Source organism: Neorhizobium alkalisoli, assembly GCF_007829835.1.
Classification (GTDB): Bacteria; Pseudomonadota; Alphaproteobacteria; order Rhizobiales; family Rhizobiaceae; genus Neorhizobium.
In genome coordinates this window covers 184598-203326 of sequence record NZ_VIWP01000008.1, presented here as the reverse complement: position 1 = coordinate 203326, position 18729 = coordinate 184598, and the positions used below count along the sequence as shown (strand labels likewise).

The window sequence follows — 18729 nt, the reverse complement described above, 5'->3', positions numbered from 1 at the left end:
GCAACCCGAGCCCCGCATGCTATCGAGCATCTCTCGGACAACGGTTCGGCTTATACAGCACGGGAGACCAGGCTATTTGCCCAGGCGCTCAATCTGACGCCCTGCTTCACGCCGGTGGCCAGCCCGCAGTCGAACGGAATGTCCGAGGCATTCGTCAAAACCCTGAAGCGGGATTACATCCGCATCTCTGCACTACCGGACGCCGAAACGGCGCTCCGGCTCATCGACGGATGGATCGAAGACTACAACGAAATCCATCCACATTCAGCGCTCAAGATGGCTTCCCCTCGGCAGTTCATCAGGGCAAAATCAATCTAGCCGACCTGTCCGGTGAAACGGGGAGCACTCCATCGATTCGCCGCCAAGCAAGTGGGCGGAGACGGTTTCGCGGACGGACGATCATACGAAGTTATGTTCATCACCCGTATGGCGTTAGAGATGGCATTCGAATGGTTTGCCGAAGATTCCGAGGGGCTTGATCCTTACGATCTAGCAGAGGGACTGGCGTGCCTCGTGGACGATCTGATGACGAGACGAGGCGAGGAAATCTGCTACTTTCAGATTAAGTCAGGTCGCGTCACTGACAGACTTGCTCTGAAGGCCGATTTCGACAATCAACAGGTTCTTGATAGGCGACAGGGCTTTGAGGCCTCGTACTTCCTCGTCGTCACGCCACGTTATGCGGAAGGTATCTCCAGATGGCTGTCAGAGCATGACGTCGAATGCAACATCGTCGAATTCCCTCCAGTCGTCGGACTAACTGCCTTACTTCCCTTAGACGGCAGTATCGAAGAGTTGATGGCATGGCTCACCGGAAGTCAGCGACGCAGTGTGTGGATCGCCCTTCATCGCAATATTATTGCGAAGTGGATTCTAAAGCGCGACTACTCCATCCATGAACTTTTCAGCGAGATCGCCGACGAGACGCGATACCAATCTCCTGCGATGCTCAATGACGATATACGGCTCCACGCGTTTTTTACGCTGCTTGAGTCCTTCGAAATCTATGCTGATGATGCCGAGGCTCACGGCGTGACTCTGAGGTCCGACGTTGGCGGCGACGACTGGTTCCGTATTGTCCCTTGCAACATCGAGATGCTCAATCAGTTCGATGGTTGGTACGACGAGCACGACGAGATCTCGACCGGTCAGCTTATGATGTGGTTCGAGCATTATCGCGAAGAGGACGAGGTCCTGTGAAATCTCACGAATTGATTCTGGCTTTGGGTGAGCTTTCCAATCCGTCCACACAGCCGGAAGAATACGCCCGAGTTGCAGCAATTTTGTCCAAGGACCTTGCCGAACAAGCCATATCCAAAGGCGCACTTACTCTTCAGGGGATCCATGCGGTCGCTGCAGTCGCAGACTATGAGCTGGTACTTGAACCTTCCATAAAGGTGCTACGTGACAACGATTATCGTGTAGTCGTTTCATGCATTTGGCCGATCTCCGACATCCTTGTCAAAGGAACGGTCGATCGCACCACAATCTCGATGTCACTGTCGGAAAAGGGAGCACACAATATGCCTCAGCTCGTGGTGATGGCGCAATCCATCGCCACCATCACGGAAATCGAAGCAATCCTTGCGCACGTGCTGTTCGATAGAGGCCCGACCACATACGAAAGTATCGTCGTGTCCAGTTTGGTGTCACACATGGATGCCGAACGACATCTCGAAGGGGTGCTGCCAGAGAACTATCGCGGAAAGTTGCGCTTGTTCGATCATCGGAAAGATCACGAACTTTCAATGGATGGTATCCTCAGTCCGGGTGTTGGGGGAAGCCCCTTGAATCGGGCGGGCTTCCGATCGTCGGCAGACTCTCGTTCATTCGTCCCTGCTGTTTTCAGGGACAAATACGACTTTACCAAAAGACCCAAACCAGGATCCACACCAAAGCCGCCTACCCCAGCCCCAATGAGGTAAGCCCGATGTGGACTGCGAGTAGCTAAACGATAAGCAAACAGAGCGGTAAGCGCTGTCACCCCGCCACCTTGACCATGTAAAGTGGTTTTCAGCACTACCGCTAAGAGAGGGATAGGTACCATTCGCCTATAGCTACTTCGCAGTGGATTGCTCTAACCGGTGGCTCACTGTCCGGACATATTGATTTTTCGTTCGGTATCACGAGTGCTAATTCAATCACGCCAGGTTCGATAGGTAATGTCGCCTGAAGCAAAAGGCGTTCTACGATATAAGGGCGTCGTCTGAAGCAGGGCAGCCTCGATTCTCGGCACTTCCCGGTTTAGCGGCTCGACCTTCTTAGGAATTGGTCGCTCGTCAGCACCTCCACCTGCACAGAGAAGCGATCTCCTAGGAGTTGTAGCGTCGCATCATGCGTCTGATCCGCCCCGCTGCAGACGGCGTCGCTGAGAAGCTTCACCGAGTAGCCCAGATCGATCGCTCCAAGTACGGCGGCTAGAACGCATACATCCGTTTCGCCGCCGGTGATGGCGAGGGTGCCGACCCCTTCCGCCTGCAGGATTCGATGCAACCGGCCGTCGACCCACGGCGAGTAGGTCATCTTGTCGAATGTCCTCGCAGGCGGGATGAAGCGCGCGAGTTCAGGTACGACCTCGACGAGCTGGCGATCCATCCGTTCGAGCGTCATCACCTCCCATTTCCTATAGTATTGCTGCCACGCACCGGTTACCTGCTCGGGAGATTCCGGCGGAACGAAGCGGGTGAAGACCGTGCGATCCGGATGCTCGCCAGCGACTTCGACGACTGCCGGCGACACGCTCGCCATCCAGGGGACCTGCCAAGGCGTCCCTTCGGCAAACATCGACTGCATGTCGATACAGAGATGGATCCATTCGGTCATGATTCACACGAAGCCAGTCATCTGGCTCTCCGCTCTGAAGGCCTGCATAGTCGTCGTTGTTCTGGTAAGAGGCGGCAGCGCCTGAGCCTTGCCGCCTCTGATGCCTCGATCAGCCATTGGGCCTGATTACGACCTTGACGCAACCGTCTTCCTTGTCGCGGAAGGTCTTATAGGCGTCCGGCCCTTCCTCGATACCGATGCGGTGGGTGATGATGAACGACGGGTCGATCTTGCCCTGCTCGATGAGGTCCATAAGTGGCTGGAGGTAACGCTGCACGTGCGTCTGGCCGGTCTTCAGGGTCAAACCCTTGCCCACAAACGCGCCGAGCGGCGCGGGAACGGCCGGGCCGACGAATACGCCCGGAAGCGAAACGACGCCGCCCGGACGGCATGCCATGATCGCCTGGCTGAGCGCGTAGGGACGTTCCGTCGACGTAATCTTGGTCTGCATCGTTTCCATGATGCCACCTGCCCCATGGCTTTCCATGCCGACTGCTTCAATGACGGCGTCCGGACCTTTGCCGCCCGTCATCTCGAGTATCTGCTGCTGGAGATCCTCGTCCGTATAGTCGAGGGTCTCGGCGCCGGATTGCTGCGCCAGTGCAAGACGTTCCGGGACCGTGTCGATCCCGATGACCCGTTCCGCACCCAGCAGAAAAGCCGACTTGATGGCGAAGAGGCCTACCGGACCGCAGCCGAACACGGCTACCGTCTGGCCCTGCTTGATGTCGCAGTTCTCCGCAGCCATGTAGCCGGTTGGGAAAATATCCGACAGGAAGAGCACCTGCTCGTCCGAAAGCCCATCGGGAACCTTGATCGGGCCGACGTCCGCATACGGCACCCGAAGGTATTGTGCCTGGCCTCCAGGGAAGCGACCGTAGAGTTCGGAATAGCCGAAGAGGCCGGCCGTGGGATACCCAACCTGCTTGGCCTGCATCGCGCCGTTCGGGTTCGATCGTTCACATAGCGAGAACTGGCCCCACTTGCATTGACGGCACTCGCCGCAGGAAATGGTGAATGGGACGACGACGCGGTCTCCGACCTTGAGTTTAGAATTGCCACGGCCGACCTCAACCACTTCCCCCATGGTTTCGTGGCCCATGACGTCGCCGGAGTGCATGCCCGGAACGAAGCCGCCGTACAGGTGGAGATCCGAGCCGCAGATCGCGCAGCTCGTCACCCTGATGATGGCGTCGCGATCATGCTGGATTATAGGATCGTCTACTTCTTCGCATCGGATGTCGCCGCTACCATGCCAGGTCAATGCTTTCATTTCGCTGTCTCCTTGAGCTGTCGTTTTGAATGGAGAGTGATCGACTAGGACTGTTGGGATGTTCTCCTTCTGATATGAACCCGACCGAACGGACCCTGCGAGGGTCACGCTCGCCGCGGCGAGGCTCTTCGCCTGATGGGAGATGATGATCGTGCGTTGATGGCGCCCCCTTGGAATTCGGGGCGGTGTTGCCCAGATCAAGGAACAGCCGGGCATGCCCATAGTTCCATGGAGCGAACCGGAGCGTACGGTTTCGGACAGGGGTATCTCTCATGCCGCACTTCGACACGCCTGACTTGCACATCACATTTTACGAGACCGGCGCACAACACGGCCATCCGGTTCTCCTGCTTCACGGGTGGCCCGACGACCCATCAACTTGGAAGGACGTTTCGACGCTCCTGCATGGTCGCGACCTTCGTCTCATCGCGCCTTACCTGCGCGGCTTCGGCGACACGATGTTCGCTAACTCCGAGGCGCTACGCACTGCGAATGGTGCGGTTCTCGCCATGGACGCTATCGCTCTGATGGACGGCCTCGGCATCGAGCGCTTTTCTGTCGTCGGTCACGATTGGGGCTCCAACATAGCCGAGGCGCTAGCCATCGGCTGGCCAGACCGCGTCAACCGGATGGCGTTGCTTTCCTCCCTTCCGCGGATGGGCGGACTAAAGACGCCCCCGTTTCGCCAAGCACAGAGGTACTGGTATCACTGGTTCATGGCCACGAAGCGCGGTTCGGAGGCGATCGCTGCGGACCCGCACGGTTTCGCACGAATACAATGGGAGAACTGGAGCCCTGACGGCTGGTTCGACGAGGCGACTTTCGAAGCTGTCGCGCGGTCCTTCGACAATCCGGACTGGATGGCGGTAACGCTCCATAGCTACCGGGTTCGTTGGGGTGAAGCCGAGCCCGATCCGCGAAGCGTTTGGCTTGAAGACCGCATCAGGGAAACGCAGTCGCTATCGCTTCCGACGATCTACTTTCAAGGAGGGGATGATGGCGTCAACCCGTCGGAGCTGTCCGAGAACCTGCACGAGAAGTTCTCAGGCTCATTCGACAGAATTCTGATCCAGAATGTCGGCCACTTTCCACAGAGGGAGGATCCGGAGACGGTCGCCCGAGAACTGGCCATATTCCTCCAGAACTAGAGCTTCTGCGAGAAAGCGGCGACGTCGCCGCTCCCCGCTCACATCCAAGGAGTCTTCAGATGCCCGGAACGTTCGTCACCGTGTACGTGCTGGCCTTCGACCTCGATGCACACGACCAGCCGGTGAGAGCTTTCGAACCCCGCGCCGCGGCGACCGAAGCGGCGGCGATCGAAGAGGCGCGCGCCTTGGCGGACAGGCACGCTGGCGTGGTCGTCTGGAAGCGTGAAGGCGACCCGGTGGTGGGCGAGGGAGGTGACCCTGAAATTGTCTTCCAGTCTGGCAAGATTGGCGACTTCGCGTGACGGTCCAATTCGGTGGACGAAGAGACGGCTGATATCGGGAATTGGGGCGGCCGACGCCTTTCTCGACAGATATCATCGCGACTACCCGTTGGTACCATAGACCAGTTGTGAGACCACAAGGCGCTCCCTTCTCGCCGCCCCCTGACAAAAACGGGTTCGAATGGTCTTGGTTCGTTAAATGCTCGGGCGACGGTCGGCTCCCGGCGCTGGAATGTCGGTGCAGCCTTCATTCTAGCGGGAAAAGCGAGAAAATCCGGAGAAAGATCTGTTGGTACGATTCCGTACGCTATCCGTTTCTTTCACCGATAGACAGTCACGCGCCGGAACTGCTCTCTCCTCTCAACGTTTAGTCGATCTCACGGATACGTGATCTGACGATTTGCCTGCGCGACTGCGCCTCGCTTCGTGCCTGAACTTGGCAGAACGTCCTCTATCGCTCACAAAGGGAGGATCTATTGAGCATCTTCGACCGTATCAAGCACGCCATCTTTGGCGAAGCCAATGCCGCGCCTGCTCCTCAGGCTTCCAACCCGTCCGCCGCGGCGACCTCGCCGGCGTCGTCATCGCCTGCATCTTCCACGCCCGCGGCGGCCCCGGCGGCAGCCCAGCCGGCGCCGTCCGCAGCCCAGCCGGCAAGTCCCAACCCGTCCCAGAATGGCAGCGCAGCCTCGGGCTCAGCATCTCCGGCTTCCGTCGATGTCGAAACGATCCTGAACGAGGCGGTGAAGAAGTCAGGCCAGAAGCTCGACTGGCGACACTCCATCGTCGACCTTATGAAGGCTCTCGGTATGGACGCAAGCCTTGAGGAGCGCAAGGAGCTTGCACAGGAGCTGGGTTATTCCGGAGACGTCCACGACAGCGCGAAGATGAACACCTTCCTTCACAAGGCGCTCATGAAGAAGCTGTCGGAAAATGGCGGAACGGTGCCGGCCGACCTGCTCGACTGATCGCAGTCATTCTCAACTTCAATTTCACGACTAACGGAGAAAAGATATGGCAACCGCCAAGACGCTCGACGACCTGTTTCTCGATACGCTCAAGGACATCTATTTCGCAGAGAAACAGATCTTGAAGGCCCTTCCGAAGATGGCCCGCGCCGCGCAGTCCGAAGAAGGCAAGTCCGGCTTCCTGCAGCACCGCGACGAGACCCAAGGCCAGATCGAACGCCTCGAGCAGGTTTTCGAACTGCTCGGGAAGCCGGCACGGGGCAAGACCTGTGAAGCGATCCAGGGCATCATCGCCGAAGGCGAAGAGATTATCGAGGAATTCAAGGAATCTCCGGCTCTCGATGCAGGCCTTATCTCCTCCGCCCAGGCGGTCGAACATTACGAAATCGCCCGCTACGGCACGCTCATCGAGTGGGCAAACCAGCTCGGCCTGAAGGACGCCGTGTCACTGCTGCAGGCGAACCTCGCCGAGGAAGAGGCCACCGACAAGAAGCTCACGCAGCTCGCCAAGGCGTCCGCAAACGCCAAGGGCAAGAGCAAGGCAGCTTAAGTCATCGCAATCTCTGAAAGGCCGTCCCTCGGGGCGGCCTTTTTGACATCCGACCACACTCATCGAGGACTACCATGGCAAAGCGTACGACACGGGCCTCCAGCTCGACCTCCTCTACCGACAACGTCACCATCCATGATCAGCAGCTTCACCGCGGCGCGGGCGGCGAGCTCCACCAGATCGCCGAGGATGGCCACGACGTGCTGACCACCTCGCAGGGTGGACCCGTCGCCGACGACCAAAACTCCCTTCGCGTTGGCGCGCGAGGTCCGCTTCTCGTCGACGATTTCCACTTCCGCGAGAAGATTTTTCACTTTGACCACGAGCGCATTCCGGAACGCGTGGTGCACGCGCGTGGCTACGCTGCCCACGGTTTCTTCGAGACGTACGAATCCTTGTCCGACGTCACGCGCGCCGACATCTTCCAGCGCGCAGGCGAGAAGACGCCCGTCTTCGTCCGCTTCTCGACAGTGGCAGGCAACAAGGGATCCGCCGACCTCGCACGCGACGTTCGCGGATTCGCCGTCAAATTCTATACTCAGGAAGGCAACTGGGACCTCGTCGGAAATAACATCCCGGTATTCTTCATCCAGGATGCGATCAAATTTCCAGATCTGATCCATGCTGCGAAGCAGGAGCCGGATCGTGCCTTTCCGCAGGCACAGACAGCTCACGACAACTTCTGGGACTTTATCAGCCTGACGCCGGAGAGCATGAACATGGTCATGTGGATCATGTCCGACCGGACCATCCCTCGTTCCTTCCGCTTCATGGAGGGCTTCGGCGTCCACACCTTCCGGTTCGTGAACGAGAAGCACGAGTCCACATTCGTCAAGTTCCACTGGAAGCCCAAGCTCGGCCTGCAGTCGGTCGCGTGGAACGAGGCCGTCAAAATCAACGGCGCCGACCCCGACTTCCATCGCCGCGATCTGTGGCAGTCGATCCAGTCCGGCAATTTTCCGGAATGGGAACTCTGCGTCCAACTCTTCGATCAGGAGTTCGCCGACAACTTTGACTTCGATGTCCTCGATCCGACAAAGATCATCCCTGAGGAAATCCTGCCTGTGAAGCCGATCGGCCGTCTCGTCCTCGACCGCATGCCGGACAACTTCTTCGCGGAGACCGAGCAGGTCGCATTCATGACGCAGAACGTACCGCCGGGCATCGACTTCAGCAACGACCCTCTTCTGCAGGGCCGGAACTTCTCCTACCTCGACACGCAGCTCAAGCGCCTTGGCGGTCCGAACTTCACGCACCTCCCGATCAACGCGCCGAAGTGTCCTTTCCACAACTTCCAACAAGATGGGCATATGGCGATGCGCAACCCAGTCGGCCGGGTGAACTACCAGCCGAATTCGTTCGGGGAAGGTCCGCGGGAGTCGCCCGCGCGAGGCTACCGCCACTTCCCGGCCGAGGAGAATGGCCAGAAGGTCCGGCTGCGTCCGGAAAGCTTCGCCGACCACTACAGCCAAGCACGTCAGTTCTTCCTTAGCCAGACGCCGCCGGAGCAGCGGCACATCGCGATGGCGCTCACCTTTGAGCTGAGCAAGGTCGAAACCTTGGCAATCCGAGAGCGGATGATCTCGCACCTGCTGAACATCGACGAGACGCTCGCCACCACGGTCGCCCAGAAGCTCGGCATCCAGACGATGCCTAAGGCCGCGGACGCGGCGATGCCGACGCGCCAGGATCTTGAGCCCTCTCCTGCCCTTAGCATTGTCGAGCGTGGACCGAAGCGTTTCGAGGGCCGCAAGCTTGGTGTGCTCGTCACCGACGGAGTCGATGCCAAGCTGCTCAAGGGGCTGAAGACGGCGATCGAGAAGGAAAAGGCTCTGGTGGAGCTGATCGCCCCGAAAGTCGGAGGTGTGACCGCCTCAGACGGATCGTGGATCGAGGCGCAGCACATGATCGACGGCGGTCCATCGGTGCTATTCGACGCCGTGGCCGTCCTCGCCTCGCCGGCCGCGATGGAGGATCTGGTGAAGGAAGCGACTGCACGAGACTTCGTGGCCGATGCATTCCAGCATTGCAAGTTCATCGGCTACGACGAGAGTGCCGTTCCGCTTCTCGCAAAGGCCGGCATTGCCGACGATCTCGATGAAGGCACCATCGTCCTCCCCGGAGAGGAAGGACTTGCCGCCTTCGCATCCGAGCTTGGTAAGCTGCGGGTCTGGGGGCGAGAGCCGGCCCTCAAGCTTGGTAAAGCGTCGCCGCCGATCAAGTGAAAAGGGGGCGCGGACAAGGGATGTCCGCGCCATCCACCCTTTAAGAGAGCACGGGAACGACGGACGCCGTTCAGTGTTGTCGTTCTTTGGAGCGCCAAAGCGCTCGAAGCGACAAACCAGGAGATCGACCAATGATGAGTGGACCTATGAAAGCGCTGCTGGGCGCGCTTGCTGTGGCAGGCTATCAGAACCGGGACAAGATCGCAGAGGTGCTGCGCGGCCTCCAGAACCGGCAACCACAAGACGCCGAGGCATCTCGCCCGAACGACAAGGCGAACGGCGGGCTGGGTGGTCTTTTCGGTGGACAAGGCGGCCTCGGAGACTTGCTCGGAGGCCTGACAACCGGCGGCATCCTAAGCGGCGGCCTCGGTGACCTCTTGAAGACGTTTCAGCAGAATGGTCACGGCGATAAGGCAGACACCTGGGTCCAGCCGGGGCCGAACGCCCCTATTGAACGGGGCCAGCTTTCCGAGGCGCTCGGTCCGGACGTCCTTGACGAGCTCACTGCGAAGACAGGACTGTCGCGCCAGGATATCCTCGAACGGCTGACGCGGGACCTGCCGAAGGCCGTGGACGACCTCACGCCGGATGGCAGGGTTCCGAGTGAAGAGGACATACTCCACTCGGCGAGCGCGCTTTCAACCGGCCGAAACGCATAAACGCTACCTTCCGAGAAGGAGAACACGATGTCCGAACAGAACAACTCGCCAGCCGTCCAGTCCATGCGGGATGAGCAAAAGCAGCAGCGCGCTACGGCAAGCGCCGATGCTTTAGACGATGGGCTGGAAGCCACTTTCCCGGCGTCCGACCCCGTGTCCGCGACGATTACCTCAATCCCAACTGGGAGTGCGGAAACCATAACAGGAGACCCGGCGGAGGGGGCCGCGGACCTTGCCGGGGATCGCGACTATCCCCTTGTTGACGACGCGCTGCAGAGCCGACCGCCTGTCAAATCCGAAATCCTCGATGGCAGCGAGGAAGTCCGTGCTCTGCGCAGGGACGTCGCCCGCCTAAGAGAAAACCTACTGGAGGTCGTAGAGGGCGGCGTAGACCTCGTGAAGGCAGAAGCCAGGTCTTCCGTTCGCGACGTTGAGGACCGCATTCGGGCACGTCCGCTGGCGGCAGTCGGTGTTGCCGCGATGCTGGGATATATCTGGGGACTTACCCGCTAAGCTTCGAAAACAGGACGAACGAGGGGTCGAGAGAGCTGTTGTGGCGGCATTACTACATGCAGTTCAACGTGATTTCCCTGCGACTTCAGAAATCGAACGATGACTATTGGAAAGGAGGATCCCATGACAAAAGCGATGACCGAGAGGAGACAGGAGACCGATCGGGTCGCCTCGGAGATCATCAAGGCTCAGGCTGCGGCGCGAGACGCGAAGACAGCGAGGCTCCGGGAGGCGCGCCGAGCGCTGCAAAAAGCCTTTGAAGCAGAATGACGGCTGCCCGATGATCGTTTCGCAGCTCTGGCGGTATCCGGTCGCCTCCATCGGCGGCTACGAAACAGGCCGTTTGGACTTCAATGAATCCGGCGTTTTCGGTGATCGCTCATCATTCCTAATCGATTTGACGACAGGTGAAACAGCCGCGCCCGAGAAATCAGCCCGCTGGCGGCAGGCACTGCAACTTTCAGCGGCATCTCGGGATGGCAGCGTATTCGTCAACGGTTCCCACTGGACTTTCGCTTTGGATGACGAGCGGCTCGACGACGCCCTTTCAGAACACTTTGGGTTCCGTTGCGGTGTGCGCTCGAGCGGTGCGTCGGTAGTTGCTCACGACGGCGAAATCGAAGTCCGTTCGCGCTACGAAATCGCCCCTCTTCACATCGTTTTCGCCGAGGAGATGCACGCTTTGCAGTCGGCTCTTCCAGACACGACCATCGACGCCCGCCGGTTCCGACCCAACGTCGTCATTGAGGGTGGCAGCCTCGAGAATATTGCCGTCGGCAGCCGGTTCGCCATTGGCGACCGGTCGATGACGATCACTGAGAAAACGAAACGGTGCGGAATGACGATGATCGCACAGGATGGACTTACCGAAGATGCCGAAATTCTTCGAACGATCGTGCGACAAAGATCGCGCTGCTTCGGCGTCTACGCCGCCGTCTCCGGGGACGGCGCAATCGCTGTCGGAGCCGAATTGACCCCATCGTGACCTGCACCAATCAACGACAGTTCTCCCGTCGCCGTCGCCGTCGCCGATCGGATGATCGCTTTCGAAACCTTGACGCCCATTTCGTGCGCACTGGTGATACCCTGTACGAATGGAAGCTTGTGAAGCAGGAACGGGACAGAGACGCAGTAGAGCCTATTGCTCACGTCGCCGGACACCCGCGGGCGAAACTCGTCGTCAATATCGATGCCACCGGTTCGCCGGACGTTGACATCGCCATCGGCGGCCACCTCGTTCGTCATCGCTTCCTGAAGTGCCCCCGGCTGCCGGAGGCTTGGAAACGGCAAGTCAGACGCGGAGAGCGCGTGCTGGCCGGTGGCGTCGATGAAAGCGGCGAACGAGATCGTGTCCTTGCCCATCTTCAGCGTTACGCCCGGCACGTTTTCTGAACGTTCAATCTCGTAGTCGTCGCCAAGCGCCAGGACATCGAGCTTTCCTGCCGCGCGGAGCGCCAGCAGGCGCTCGACCGACTCGTGGGGCACCGTTGCATAGTCGTCGACAAACACTGTCTTGAAATGCTCGTGAAAGCGCTTCAGGTCGTCCGCACTGAAATGCGGTACGGCTAGAGCGATGACCTCATGCATGCGAAGAATAGCGTAACGCCACTCGACCGTGACGCGCTGCTGCTTGTTTTGCTTAGCCTCGGAAAGGTTGCGGGCCGCCCACGCGAAAGGCTCTGCCGACACCCGCGCGGCGAAGTATCGGTCGGCGATGTCCTCAACCGTTGCCAGGGCGATGCCGGTGCGAGCGGCGTAATCCGGATCCGCGTCGGCGAGCTCGCGCTTGAAGAGTTCGAATATCTCGTCGAGCAGTCGGTCCGGTTTCTCGACGATCAAACGCTGGACTTCATCTTTGGTGCAGTAGCGCAGTGGCATGTAGGGGATAGGGCAGTAAAAGTCTGCCTCGGGTAGCAACCCCTTCCGCGACATCATTGTCATGTGAAAGGCCGCGGCATCTGGGCGGGCCTCGTATCGCAGCGTACCTGCCTCGTCGCGAAGAAACATTCCGTGCGCCGTCGAGACCGATACTACGGCGTCGATTCCGCTCAGGGAGGTTCCGAGAATGCCGACACCGACGGCGCCGATCCTCTTGATCGCGCTTGCAGGCCACGGCGAGGAGAAGTAGCCAGGTGACGTCTCGGTGTTCTCTGGCCAGTCGTGTCCGGTTGCCATTACAACGTGATCGAACTCCATGGCCCCCTCCTCGTCTCCGCAGCGGCTTTCGTATGAGAGCGTGATAGAGGAGCTGTTAAGGCGGATGTCGAGAATGCGATGGCTCGGCTTGACGTCTATCGTATGCCCCGCGGCAAGGCCTCGACTGACGAGAGCCCAGAACTGCGATGCGAAAAACTCTCCCAGGACGACGCGTGGGTAGAATTCTCTCTCGCCGATGTCGTCGACGCCAATGCCTAACTCCTGAAGACGGGTGACCGATTGAGACCGCAGCCATTGGACAAGGCTCTGTTCGATCGGTGGGAGCTCTATACTGGCGATGTTCGCAAGCATAGCGCGGTCATTCACAGCCGGGTGGTACGGCGTCCCTTTCCCCGCGTCAGGCGTCTCTTCGAAGATGGTGATAGAAAGCGGCGTGGGGGAGGTGACGAGGCCCTTTAGAGTATAGATGCCCGTTGGGCCGGATCCGATGATAGCTACACGGGTCATGATGGTCGCTCAAAATATACTGGTAATGTGGGGGGCACCGGGCGGGCTTTCTTTCGCCCAAAATCATGGGGTATTATCAGCTAGCTCCACGCGTTATTGAAACTGCCGCTTGAAAGTGGGCGACATCGTGATTCAAGGGGTGACATCCCGATCGCAGGCTCGCTGTTTCCATGACAAGGGTTCGAGATACAGATGGATAGTGACGAGCTTCTCAATGGTATTTTCGTCGCCGACCATGGTGATCATGCCCTTCCTCCCTTTCGCTTGTTCGAGTATCAAGCAATGCAGCACCCTCTCTTCTGTTCCCCTGAGGCGCACAACGTACGCTATCGGACAGAGCACAAGGAGGAATGGTCGCCGCCCACGGTGGGCGACCCTATCAGGAGAGTCTCCTGCCGCTAATCGAGGAAAGAAAAAATGCTAGCGCAGGCACCATGGCCAAGCCCCATCTCGGAGCATCAGGACAATTGAATGAAATCTCGCATCACGCTGCCAGCATCCCCTGCATGGTCCGACAGACCTTGCCGACGTCGTACGGTTTCGGGAAAAAGATCCCATCAGGAAGTTCCGCAGCGCTCGGACGCTGCTTCCCAGATACCACGATGATGCGAACCGGCGGCCAACGATCACGCACGGTCGCCGCAAGACGTAGGCCATCCATCGAACCGGGCATGTCTATATCCGTGAAAATCAGCCGAATATCCGGCATACTTTCGAGGAGCTCGAGGGCCTCGTCCGCGTTAGATGCCTCCACAGCTTCGAAACCCGCCTCTTCAACCACGTCTACGGCAAGCATTCTCACAAGTGGTTCGTCTTCCACTACTAGCACTCTATACGGCATAAATCTTCCTGCCTATCGCTCACCAGTCGCACGGCACGTAAAAGACTGATCATGGTTCCGCGCAACCGAAACTAATGTCGAAATGAAGTCCGTCCGGCCGGAAGTCGACGGTCGATCTTGGATTAAACGTCGATGGAAAGGCGCGCTCGATTAGGACGCTGCCGAACCCTTTGCTCGTCGGCGCCGTGACAGGCGGCCCGCCAGCCTCAACCCATCGGAGGTCGACTCGGCCACCGTCGGCAGCCCACGTTATGCATACTGTTCCATTGTCGACACCCAAACTTCCATACTTGATGGCGTTCGTCGCAAGTTCGTGGAGGACGAGCGACAGAGGAAGGGCCACGTCGGCAGGAAGGACGACGTCCGGGCCGTCGAAAGAAATCCGTCCAGCATCCGAGGCGTGCGCCTTCAGGGCTGCCTGCACGACGTCCTTGATTGAAGAGGCCGATCCTTCCCTTGCAAGGATTAGATCGTAGGTTCCTGCGAGTGCTGTCAGTCTTTCCGAGAAGGACCGGTATCTCTCCGGTTCGGAACGGGCGAACGTCTGGCGGGAAATCGCCTGGACAAGCGCGAATCCATTCTTGACGCGGTGGGCAAGCTCGCGGACGAGAAGCATGCGCTCCTCCTCGGAGCGCTCGGCTTCGGATCGACGGGCGTCGAGCTGGTCGAGCAGATCGTCGAGCGCGGCACCGACAGCGTGAAGTTCGTCGGAATGCTTCATCCCCGTGCGGGCTTCGGTGTTGCCGGCCTTCCAATGTCGCATGACGTCTCCGATCCGGGAGATTGGTGCGAGAATGACCCGGTTGCCAACGTAGAAGGACAACACCAGAGCGACGAGAGCGCCCCATGCGATGCCGAGCGCGTTTATGATCGTAGACCTGTTGATGGGGGCGAACGCTTCACCGGTAGAAAAGCCGGCGCTGACGTACAACGGGCTGCTCGGTAACGCGATGGGGCGGTAACCGAGCACCCGTTCCGTTCCGTCCTGGCTTCGGACTTCCACGACGCCCGGTTGCTCGGCATGGATGAGCTTGAGGAAGCCGTCAGGGATTACCGTCCCGACGAAACGTTCCGGGAGGGGCACGCGCGCGACGATCGTCCCCTCGCCGTCCGCAAGCGTCACGGCATTGCCTGGCGCGACGCCACGCTCGGTGATCCGATTCTGGAGCCAGTCGAGGCGGATGCCGCTCACCACGACAGCGACGACGGCGCCGTCCTCCACGAGTGGCATGGCCAGCGGCAGGACCGCCTCGCCGCTTAGCTTGCTCTTAGTGTAAGTACCGACGACAAACGCCTTTGTCTCGATGGCCTGATGGAAGTACTTTCGGTCGGCGAACGTGGTACCAGCCGGGATCTCCATGCTACCGCAGACAGGACTCCCGTCAGGTCGGAGCACGAAGATAGTGCGGATGTTGGGCACATTGCCCGCCAGCGAGTTCAGGGCCTCGTCGCACGTCGGGGCATCCAAATGCCGGACCGACGGCATCGACGTCACGGCGAGAAGAAGCGAACGTAGTCCTTCGACGATGCGGTCGACCTCAGAAGACGCCTGACGTGCCGCCTGCGCGGCCTGCGCGCGAACCTCCGCGCCACGCTCCTGGCGGATCGCGTATTCGCCATAGCCCAGCATCCCGACCACTGGGACAAGCGCGGCGACCGCGACCGCGACTAGCTTGAACTTCATCCGGAATCCCCTTCTCCGGCCTAGTTAGCATGATGGCTCTGGCATGAGTAGAGGGTGCAGCGCGGCCAGATCTTCGATACCATTTCTCCGGCGTATTCGTGCGCTCGAAGCGAAGATCACCACGCTAAGCTGTCCCGCCGCAGAACCGACGCTACGCTCCCAGCACACGCCGCCACTCGACGGCGGCCGCCACGACGTCCGCCGTCGGCCGGACGATATCTATCCATGTGCCGAAGGACATCAGCTCCGGGAGTCCTTCGACTTCCGCCGAATACCTGATGGCGCCGACGTTCGCCATCAGACGAGCGTCGACGACGACGGGTTCGTTGGCCTCCCCATCTGCGTCATGGCTGTCGAACACGACGAGCTGGGCGTCGTACTTCTTGCGGAGCTCGACGGTCTCCCACGCTCTGGAGGCGATGAAGACCGTCGCGCCGGCATGGGAGAGAGCTGCTTCGAGACGACGGGCGACGTCCGTCTCGTGCTGGACAATGACGACGAATCCTTCAAGAGGCGGTGCGGAGAACATCATCGGTCACCGGAGTAATACAGGGGTTTTGCCCTTAGTACGTAGCGCCGAGTCACTTCGAGATTATTAACTCGAACAGGTGCGTCGAATCCTCGGATTTCGATATGATTTTACCAATCCGCTTACCGGCCCTGAAAGATCCGATGTCGTAAGGACGTCCCGAAAGGGGACACTCCAATGGCCGACATCGACCCGAAGGCGCAGGCGCTTTCCGCCGCAATGAACCGGATCATCCAGCTTCAGGAGCAGATGACCGACAAGGTTCTGCAGATGTCCGCCGAGATCGGAAAGCTGACAGACGTCGTGCCGGCCGCCGATGTGAAAGCCTTCCTGAAGACACGCTGCAATCTCGCGGCCAGCGAGCTCTCGACCTACCTGGGATTTGCGACGACCTTGAAGGGAAGCGAGGATGTCCTTGAAAGGACTCGCGCTTCCTTTCCTGTCATCAAGGCGTTGGTTGCCGCCGACCCCGATACCCGGCGGGAAGTCCTGGAAAGGATGGAGATCGGCGCCCGGATCGACACGAAGGACATCGCCGGTATTCGGAGGCGGCTCGCTGCGGCGAAGCTGACGCCGGCCGATGCCCTGACGGCGGCGAACAGGAAGATCGTCTCGGACGCCGCAAGGAAGCACGTGAAGAATTCAATTCTGTCCTTCGAGACGAAGGTGTCGTCCTTTATAGGCGACCTGCGGCTGCATTATCGCGGGGGCAAGGAAGGACTCATCGTCGTGCAAGCGGGCCTTCGCGATCAAGCCGGGATGCTTCTTGCCGAGTTCGAATCTTTGTTCGGCGCAGAGCAGCCCGCCCTCGCCTCAGTGCGACGCATGTCTGCCCAGTACCGGATCGCGAATGCGCACCGGGTGTTGGGCGGCATTGCATCTGGAAAGATTGCCGCAATCGGGCCGATGGAGACTAGCGCGCTCCAGGCTGTCACCGGCGAAGCACGGGTGTCGTTCGATCCAAGGCCGCGCAAGGCCTATGCCGAGCTGCCGCCCCTATCTGGCGCTTGGGCTGGAACGCGCAGGCTTCGAGCACGTCGCCCTCGTCGAATTCAACAAGAACGCGGTAGCCACATTGAAGGCGAACCGGCCGAACTGGCCCGTGATCGCAGCAGACCTCCGCAAGGTGGACTTCAAGCCGTATCGGGATCAACGCATCGACCTCCTGACCGGCGGATTGCCGTGCACGCCGTTCAGCACGTCCGGCCAGAAGAAGGGCCGCCACGACGAGAACGATCTGATGATGGAAGGCGTGCGTGCGGTGCGTGAGATCGCGCCTAAGGCCTTCCTCTTCGAGAACGTCGAGGGCCTGCTGCACTCGCGGCACGCGGACTATGTGGCCTTCCTGCTGCGGCAGTTCTCGAAGGCCGGATATGCGACGGAAATCCACCGCATCGACGCGAAGGACTACGGCGTCGCGCAGAACCGCTCGCGGATCATGTTCGTCGGGATACGCAAAGACCTGGGAGATAGCTTCCGCATGCCTAGGAAGTTTCCTGAACTCACTACGAACGTGGGTGTCGTCCTCGCCGATCTGATGGGCGAAAACGGCTGGTCGGGTGCGGAGGCATGGCTGCAGTCCATGAAGGATCGCGACTATCGGGCCGATACCATTCGAAAATACCAGGGAAGCCCGCGCGACGGAGAGGCGATCCGTGCGGAAGCGCGAGGGATTCGTTACGCCCCTCCGGCGAAAGCGGCGCCGACCGACGATGAAGCATCCCACGATGGATTCGTGCCCGGTTTGACGAACCGCATGCGTGCCAGACTGCAAGGTTTCCCCGACGACTGGAGGTTCATCGGCGGCCTCGGGCCGGTGGCCGACCAGATCGGGAATGCCGTCGTGCCGGCAGTGGCGCAGGCGATGGGGCTGGCGATGCTGTCGGCGCTCAAGGGGTGGGAGATCGACTGGGAGGCGATGATGGGGGTGCCCGCTTCTCCTTCGGGAAACGAGGTGCCATCGCTTGACATCGATCGATCGCCTCCTAGACCGATCCGCGACGTAGAAAGAAAAGAGAGTACTGCATCGAATGTTTAATTTTGTCCCCCGCTTTGGTGCGCGGCTGAAGAGTTCAGAAGAGTGGTGCAGCGTGCCGCTGTCCTTGTTGCCTTCGGGATACAGGCTTCAACGTCGGATCGTCGACGGAAAACGTCTCTACCGGCTCTGCTACCCCGACGGCACGGCGAGGCCCGTCCGCGGTTCCGAGCATGCGAGGCTCCTTGTAGAGGAAGCCGTGCGAGGCGCTGAGGCAGTGCGCTATGCACGCGCGCAGCTTGGCGTGGTTCGAGACGAAAATGGAGAGCTTCTCGTTTTCGTTTTCGGGGACGAAGAAGACGACGCAAGCTACGGGACGCTCGAAGTATTAGGAGACCTTTTGCATGAAATAGACGATGACCTCGACGACAACTTCGACCTTATAGATGTGATGTCCGAAGCCGCGCTGGGACTCGCATACGACCTCAACTCCGTTGAACCATGGTCGCACTTCGACGAAGCGGGCGAGGTCGACGAAAACCGACTTGAACTGATCGAAGAAGTCGCCGAGCGGGTGACAACCTTGTCGCTTTGAT

At 59.7% G+C, this 18729-nt stretch carries 20 protein-coding genes; 14 read left to right on the top strand and 6 right to left on the bottom strand.

Features of this window, described 5'->3' with window-relative positions; translation table 11 throughout:
* The 3 genes from FHW37_RS25875 to FHW37_RS25865 all read left to right on the top strand — a co-directional run.
* A partial coding sequence (locus FHW37_RS25875; protein WP_145641614.1) for an integrase core domain-containing protein occupies nt 1-318 on the top strand: 318 nt, incomplete at its 5' end.
* 93 nt (nt 319-411) lie between these two features.
* On the top strand, nt 412-1200 hold the full coding sequence (locus FHW37_RS25870) for a hypothetical protein (RefSeq protein ID WP_145641612.1): 789 nt from the start codon (nt 412-414) through the stop codon (nt 1198-1200).
* Nucleotides 1197-1925: a hypothetical protein gene (locus FHW37_RS25865; RefSeq protein ID WP_145641610.1), complete on the top strand. Its 729-nt coding sequence runs from the start codon at nt 1197-1199 to the stop codon at nt 1923-1925. The genes FHW37_RS25870 and FHW37_RS25865 overlap by 4 nt, the downstream gene beginning before the upstream one ends.
* Before the next feature lie 319 nt (nt 1926-2244).
* Here the strand turns inward: FHW37_RS25865 and FHW37_RS25860 are convergent, their stop codons facing one another.
* Both FHW37_RS25860 and FHW37_RS25855 read right to left on the bottom strand, forming a co-directional pair.
* Nucleotides 2245-2823 (bottom strand): cysteine hydrolase family protein, encoded by a 579-nt coding sequence (locus FHW37_RS25860; protein WP_145641608.1) that lies wholly within the window; start codon nt 2821-2823, stop codon nt 2245-2247.
* 109 nt (nt 2824-2932) lie between these two features.
* On the bottom strand, nt 2933-4096 hold the full coding sequence (locus tag FHW37_RS25855) for a zinc-dependent alcohol dehydrogenase (RefSeq protein ID WP_145641606.1): 1164 nt from the start codon (nt 4094-4096) through the stop codon (nt 2933-2935).
* A gap of 272 nt (nt 4097-4368) precedes the next feature.
* On the opposite strand from FHW37_RS25855, the gene FHW37_RS25850 reads away from it, so the two are divergent.
* From FHW37_RS25850 to FHW37_RS25815, 9 genes are all read left to right on the top strand, one after another.
* Entirely contained in the window at nt 4369-5244 is an 876-nt protein-coding gene (locus FHW37_RS25850; RefSeq protein ID WP_145641604.1) for an alpha/beta fold hydrolase, read from the top strand.
* 59 nt (nt 5245-5303) lie between these two features.
* Nucleotides 5304-5546, top strand: coding sequence for a hypothetical protein (locus FHW37_RS25845; protein ID WP_145641602.1), 243 nt, complete (start codon nt 5304-5306; stop codon nt 5544-5546).
* 455 nt (nt 5547-6001) lie between these two features.
* Nucleotides 6002-6493 carry a DUF3597 domain-containing protein gene (locus FHW37_RS25840; protein WP_145641600.1) on the top strand — a complete coding sequence of 164 codons (492 nt, stop codon included), beginning with the start codon at nt 6002-6004 and terminating at the stop codon, nt 6491-6493.
* Nucleotides 6494-6539: 46 nt separating this feature from the next.
* On the top strand, nt 6540-7043 hold the full coding sequence (locus tag FHW37_RS25835; protein WP_145641598.1) for a ferritin-like domain-containing protein: 504 nt from the start codon (nt 6540-6542) through the stop codon (nt 7041-7043).
* A 74-nt stretch (nt 7044-7117) separates the two neighbouring features.
* Nucleotides 7118-9268 carry a catalase C gene (gene catE, locus FHW37_RS25830; protein WP_145641596.1) on the top strand — a complete coding sequence of 717 codons (2151 nt, stop codon included), beginning with the start codon at nt 7118-7120 and terminating at the stop codon, nt 9266-9268.
* Between the two features lie 131 nt (nt 9269-9399).
* Nucleotides 9400-9927, top strand: coding sequence for a YidB family protein (locus FHW37_RS25825; protein WP_145641594.1), 528 nt, complete (start codon nt 9400-9402; stop codon nt 9925-9927).
* Nucleotides 9928-9954: 27 nt separating this feature from the next.
* Nucleotides 9955-10440 (top strand): hypothetical protein, encoded by a 486-nt coding sequence (locus FHW37_RS25820; RefSeq protein WP_145641592.1) that lies wholly within the window; start codon nt 9955-9957, stop codon nt 10438-10440.
* 123 nt (nt 10441-10563) lie between these two features.
* On the top strand, nt 10564-10710 hold the full coding sequence (locus FHW37_RS33710; RefSeq protein WP_186458389.1) for a hypothetical protein: 147 nt from the start codon (nt 10564-10566) through the stop codon (nt 10708-10710).
* Nucleotides 10697-11425: an MOSC domain-containing protein gene (locus FHW37_RS25815; protein WP_145641590.1), complete on the top strand. Its 729-nt coding sequence runs from the start codon at nt 10697-10699 to the stop codon at nt 11423-11425. Before FHW37_RS33710 ends, FHW37_RS25815 begins: the two co-directional genes overlap by 14 nt.
* Here FHW37_RS25815 and FHW37_RS25810 read toward each other — a convergent pair.
* The 4 genes from FHW37_RS25810 to FHW37_RS25795 all read right to left on the bottom strand — a co-directional run bounded on the left by FHW37_RS25810 (nt 11365) and on the right by FHW37_RS25795 (nt 16158).
* Nucleotides 11365-13104: an FAD/NAD(P)-binding protein gene (locus tag FHW37_RS25810; RefSeq protein ID WP_246690907.1), complete on the bottom strand. Its 1740-nt coding sequence runs from the start codon at nt 13102-13104 to the stop codon at nt 11365-11367. The two genes, FHW37_RS25815 and FHW37_RS25810, sit on opposite strands and share 61 nt — an antisense overlap.
* A gap of 484 nt (nt 13105-13588) precedes the next feature.
* A complete protein-coding gene (locus tag FHW37_RS25805; protein ID WP_145641586.1) occupies nt 13589-13945 on the bottom strand; it encodes a response regulator in 357 nt (118 codons plus the stop codon).
* Nucleotides 13946-13994: 49 nt separating this feature from the next.
* Complete coding sequence (locus tag FHW37_RS25800; protein WP_145641584.1) at nt 13995-15629, bottom strand: HWE histidine kinase domain-containing protein; 1635 nt, start codon at nt 15627-15629, stop codon at nt 13995-13997.
* Nucleotides 15630-15780: 151 nt separating this feature from the next.
* Entirely contained in the window at nt 15781-16158 is a 378-nt protein-coding gene (locus FHW37_RS25795) for a hypothetical protein (RefSeq protein WP_210249320.1), read from the bottom strand.
* Between the two features lie 850 nt (nt 16159-17008).
* Here FHW37_RS25795 and FHW37_RS25790 point away from each other — a divergent pair.
* Nucleotides 17009-18196, top strand: a complete 1188-nt coding sequence (locus FHW37_RS25790) for a DNA (cytosine-5-)-methyltransferase (RefSeq protein ID WP_145641580.1) — start codon at nt 17009-17011, stop codon at nt 18194-18196.
* Entirely contained in the window at nt 18189-18728 is a 540-nt protein-coding gene (locus tag FHW37_RS25785) for a hypothetical protein (protein ID WP_145641578.1), read from the top strand. The genes FHW37_RS25790 and FHW37_RS25785 overlap by 8 nt, the downstream gene beginning before the upstream one ends.
* The last annotated feature ends 1 nt before the right edge of the window (nt 18729 follow it).

What these genes read in the sequence shown, in the direction of transcription:
- FHW37_RS33710 (WP_186458389.1), top strand. Translation starts at nt 10,564, where the DNA reads ATGACAAAAGCGATGACCGAGAGGAGACAGGAGACCGATCGGGTCGCC.
- FHW37_RS25790 (WP_145641580.1), top strand. Translation starts at nt 17,009, where the DNA reads ATGCGCACCGGGTGTTGGGCGGCATTGCATCTGGAAAGATTGCCGCAA.
- FHW37_RS25860 (WP_145641608.1), bottom strand. Translation starts at nt 2,823, where the DNA reads ATGACCGAATGGATCCATCTCTGTATCGACATGCAGTCGATGTTTGCC.
- FHW37_RS25835 (WP_145641598.1), top strand. Translation starts at nt 6,540, where the DNA reads ATGGCAACCGCCAAGACGCTCGACGACCTGTTTCTCGATACGCTCAAG.
- catE (WP_145641596.1), top strand. Translation starts at nt 7,118, where the DNA reads ATGGCAAAGCGTACGACACGGGCCTCCAGCTCGACCTCCTCTACCGAC.
- FHW37_RS25795 (WP_210249320.1), bottom strand. Translation starts at nt 16,158, where the DNA reads ATGTTCTCCGCACCGCCTCTTGAAGGATTCGTCGTCATTGTCCAGCAC.
- FHW37_RS25850 (WP_145641604.1), top strand. Translation starts at nt 4,369, where the DNA reads ATGCCGCACTTCGACACGCCTGACTTGCACATCACATTTTACGAGACC.
- FHW37_RS25800 (WP_145641584.1), bottom strand. Translation starts at nt 15,629, where the DNA reads ATGAAGTTCAAGCTAGTCGCGGTCGCGGTCGCCGCGCTTGTCCCAGTG.
- FHW37_RS25825 (WP_145641594.1), top strand. Translation starts at nt 9,400, where the DNA reads ATGATGAGTGGACCTATGAAAGCGCTGCTGGGCGCGCTTGCTGTGGCA.
- FHW37_RS25870 (WP_145641612.1), top strand. Translation starts at nt 412, where the DNA reads ATGTTCATCACCCGTATGGCGTTAGAGATGGCATTCGAATGGTTTGCC.
- FHW37_RS25845 (WP_145641602.1), top strand. Translation starts at nt 5,304, where the DNA reads ATGCCCGGAACGTTCGTCACCGTGTACGTGCTGGCCTTCGACCTCGAT.
- FHW37_RS25810 (WP_246690907.1), bottom strand. Translation starts at nt 13,104, where the DNA reads ATGACCCGTGTAGCTATCATCGGATCCGGCCCAACGGGCATCTATACT.
- FHW37_RS25785 (WP_145641578.1), top strand. Translation starts at nt 18,189, where the DNA reads ATGTTTAATTTTGTCCCCCGCTTTGGTGCGCGGCTGAAGAGTTCAGAA.
- FHW37_RS25805 (WP_145641586.1), bottom strand. Translation starts at nt 13,945, where the DNA reads ATGCCGTATAGAGTGCTAGTAGTGGAAGACGAACCACTTGTGAGAATG.
- FHW37_RS25855 (WP_145641606.1), bottom strand. Translation starts at nt 4,096, where the DNA reads ATGAAAGCATTGACCTGGCATGGTAGCGGCGACATCCGATGCGAAGAA.
- FHW37_RS25820 (WP_145641592.1), top strand. Translation starts at nt 9,955, where the DNA reads ATGTCCGAACAGAACAACTCGCCAGCCGTCCAGTCCATGCGGGATGAG.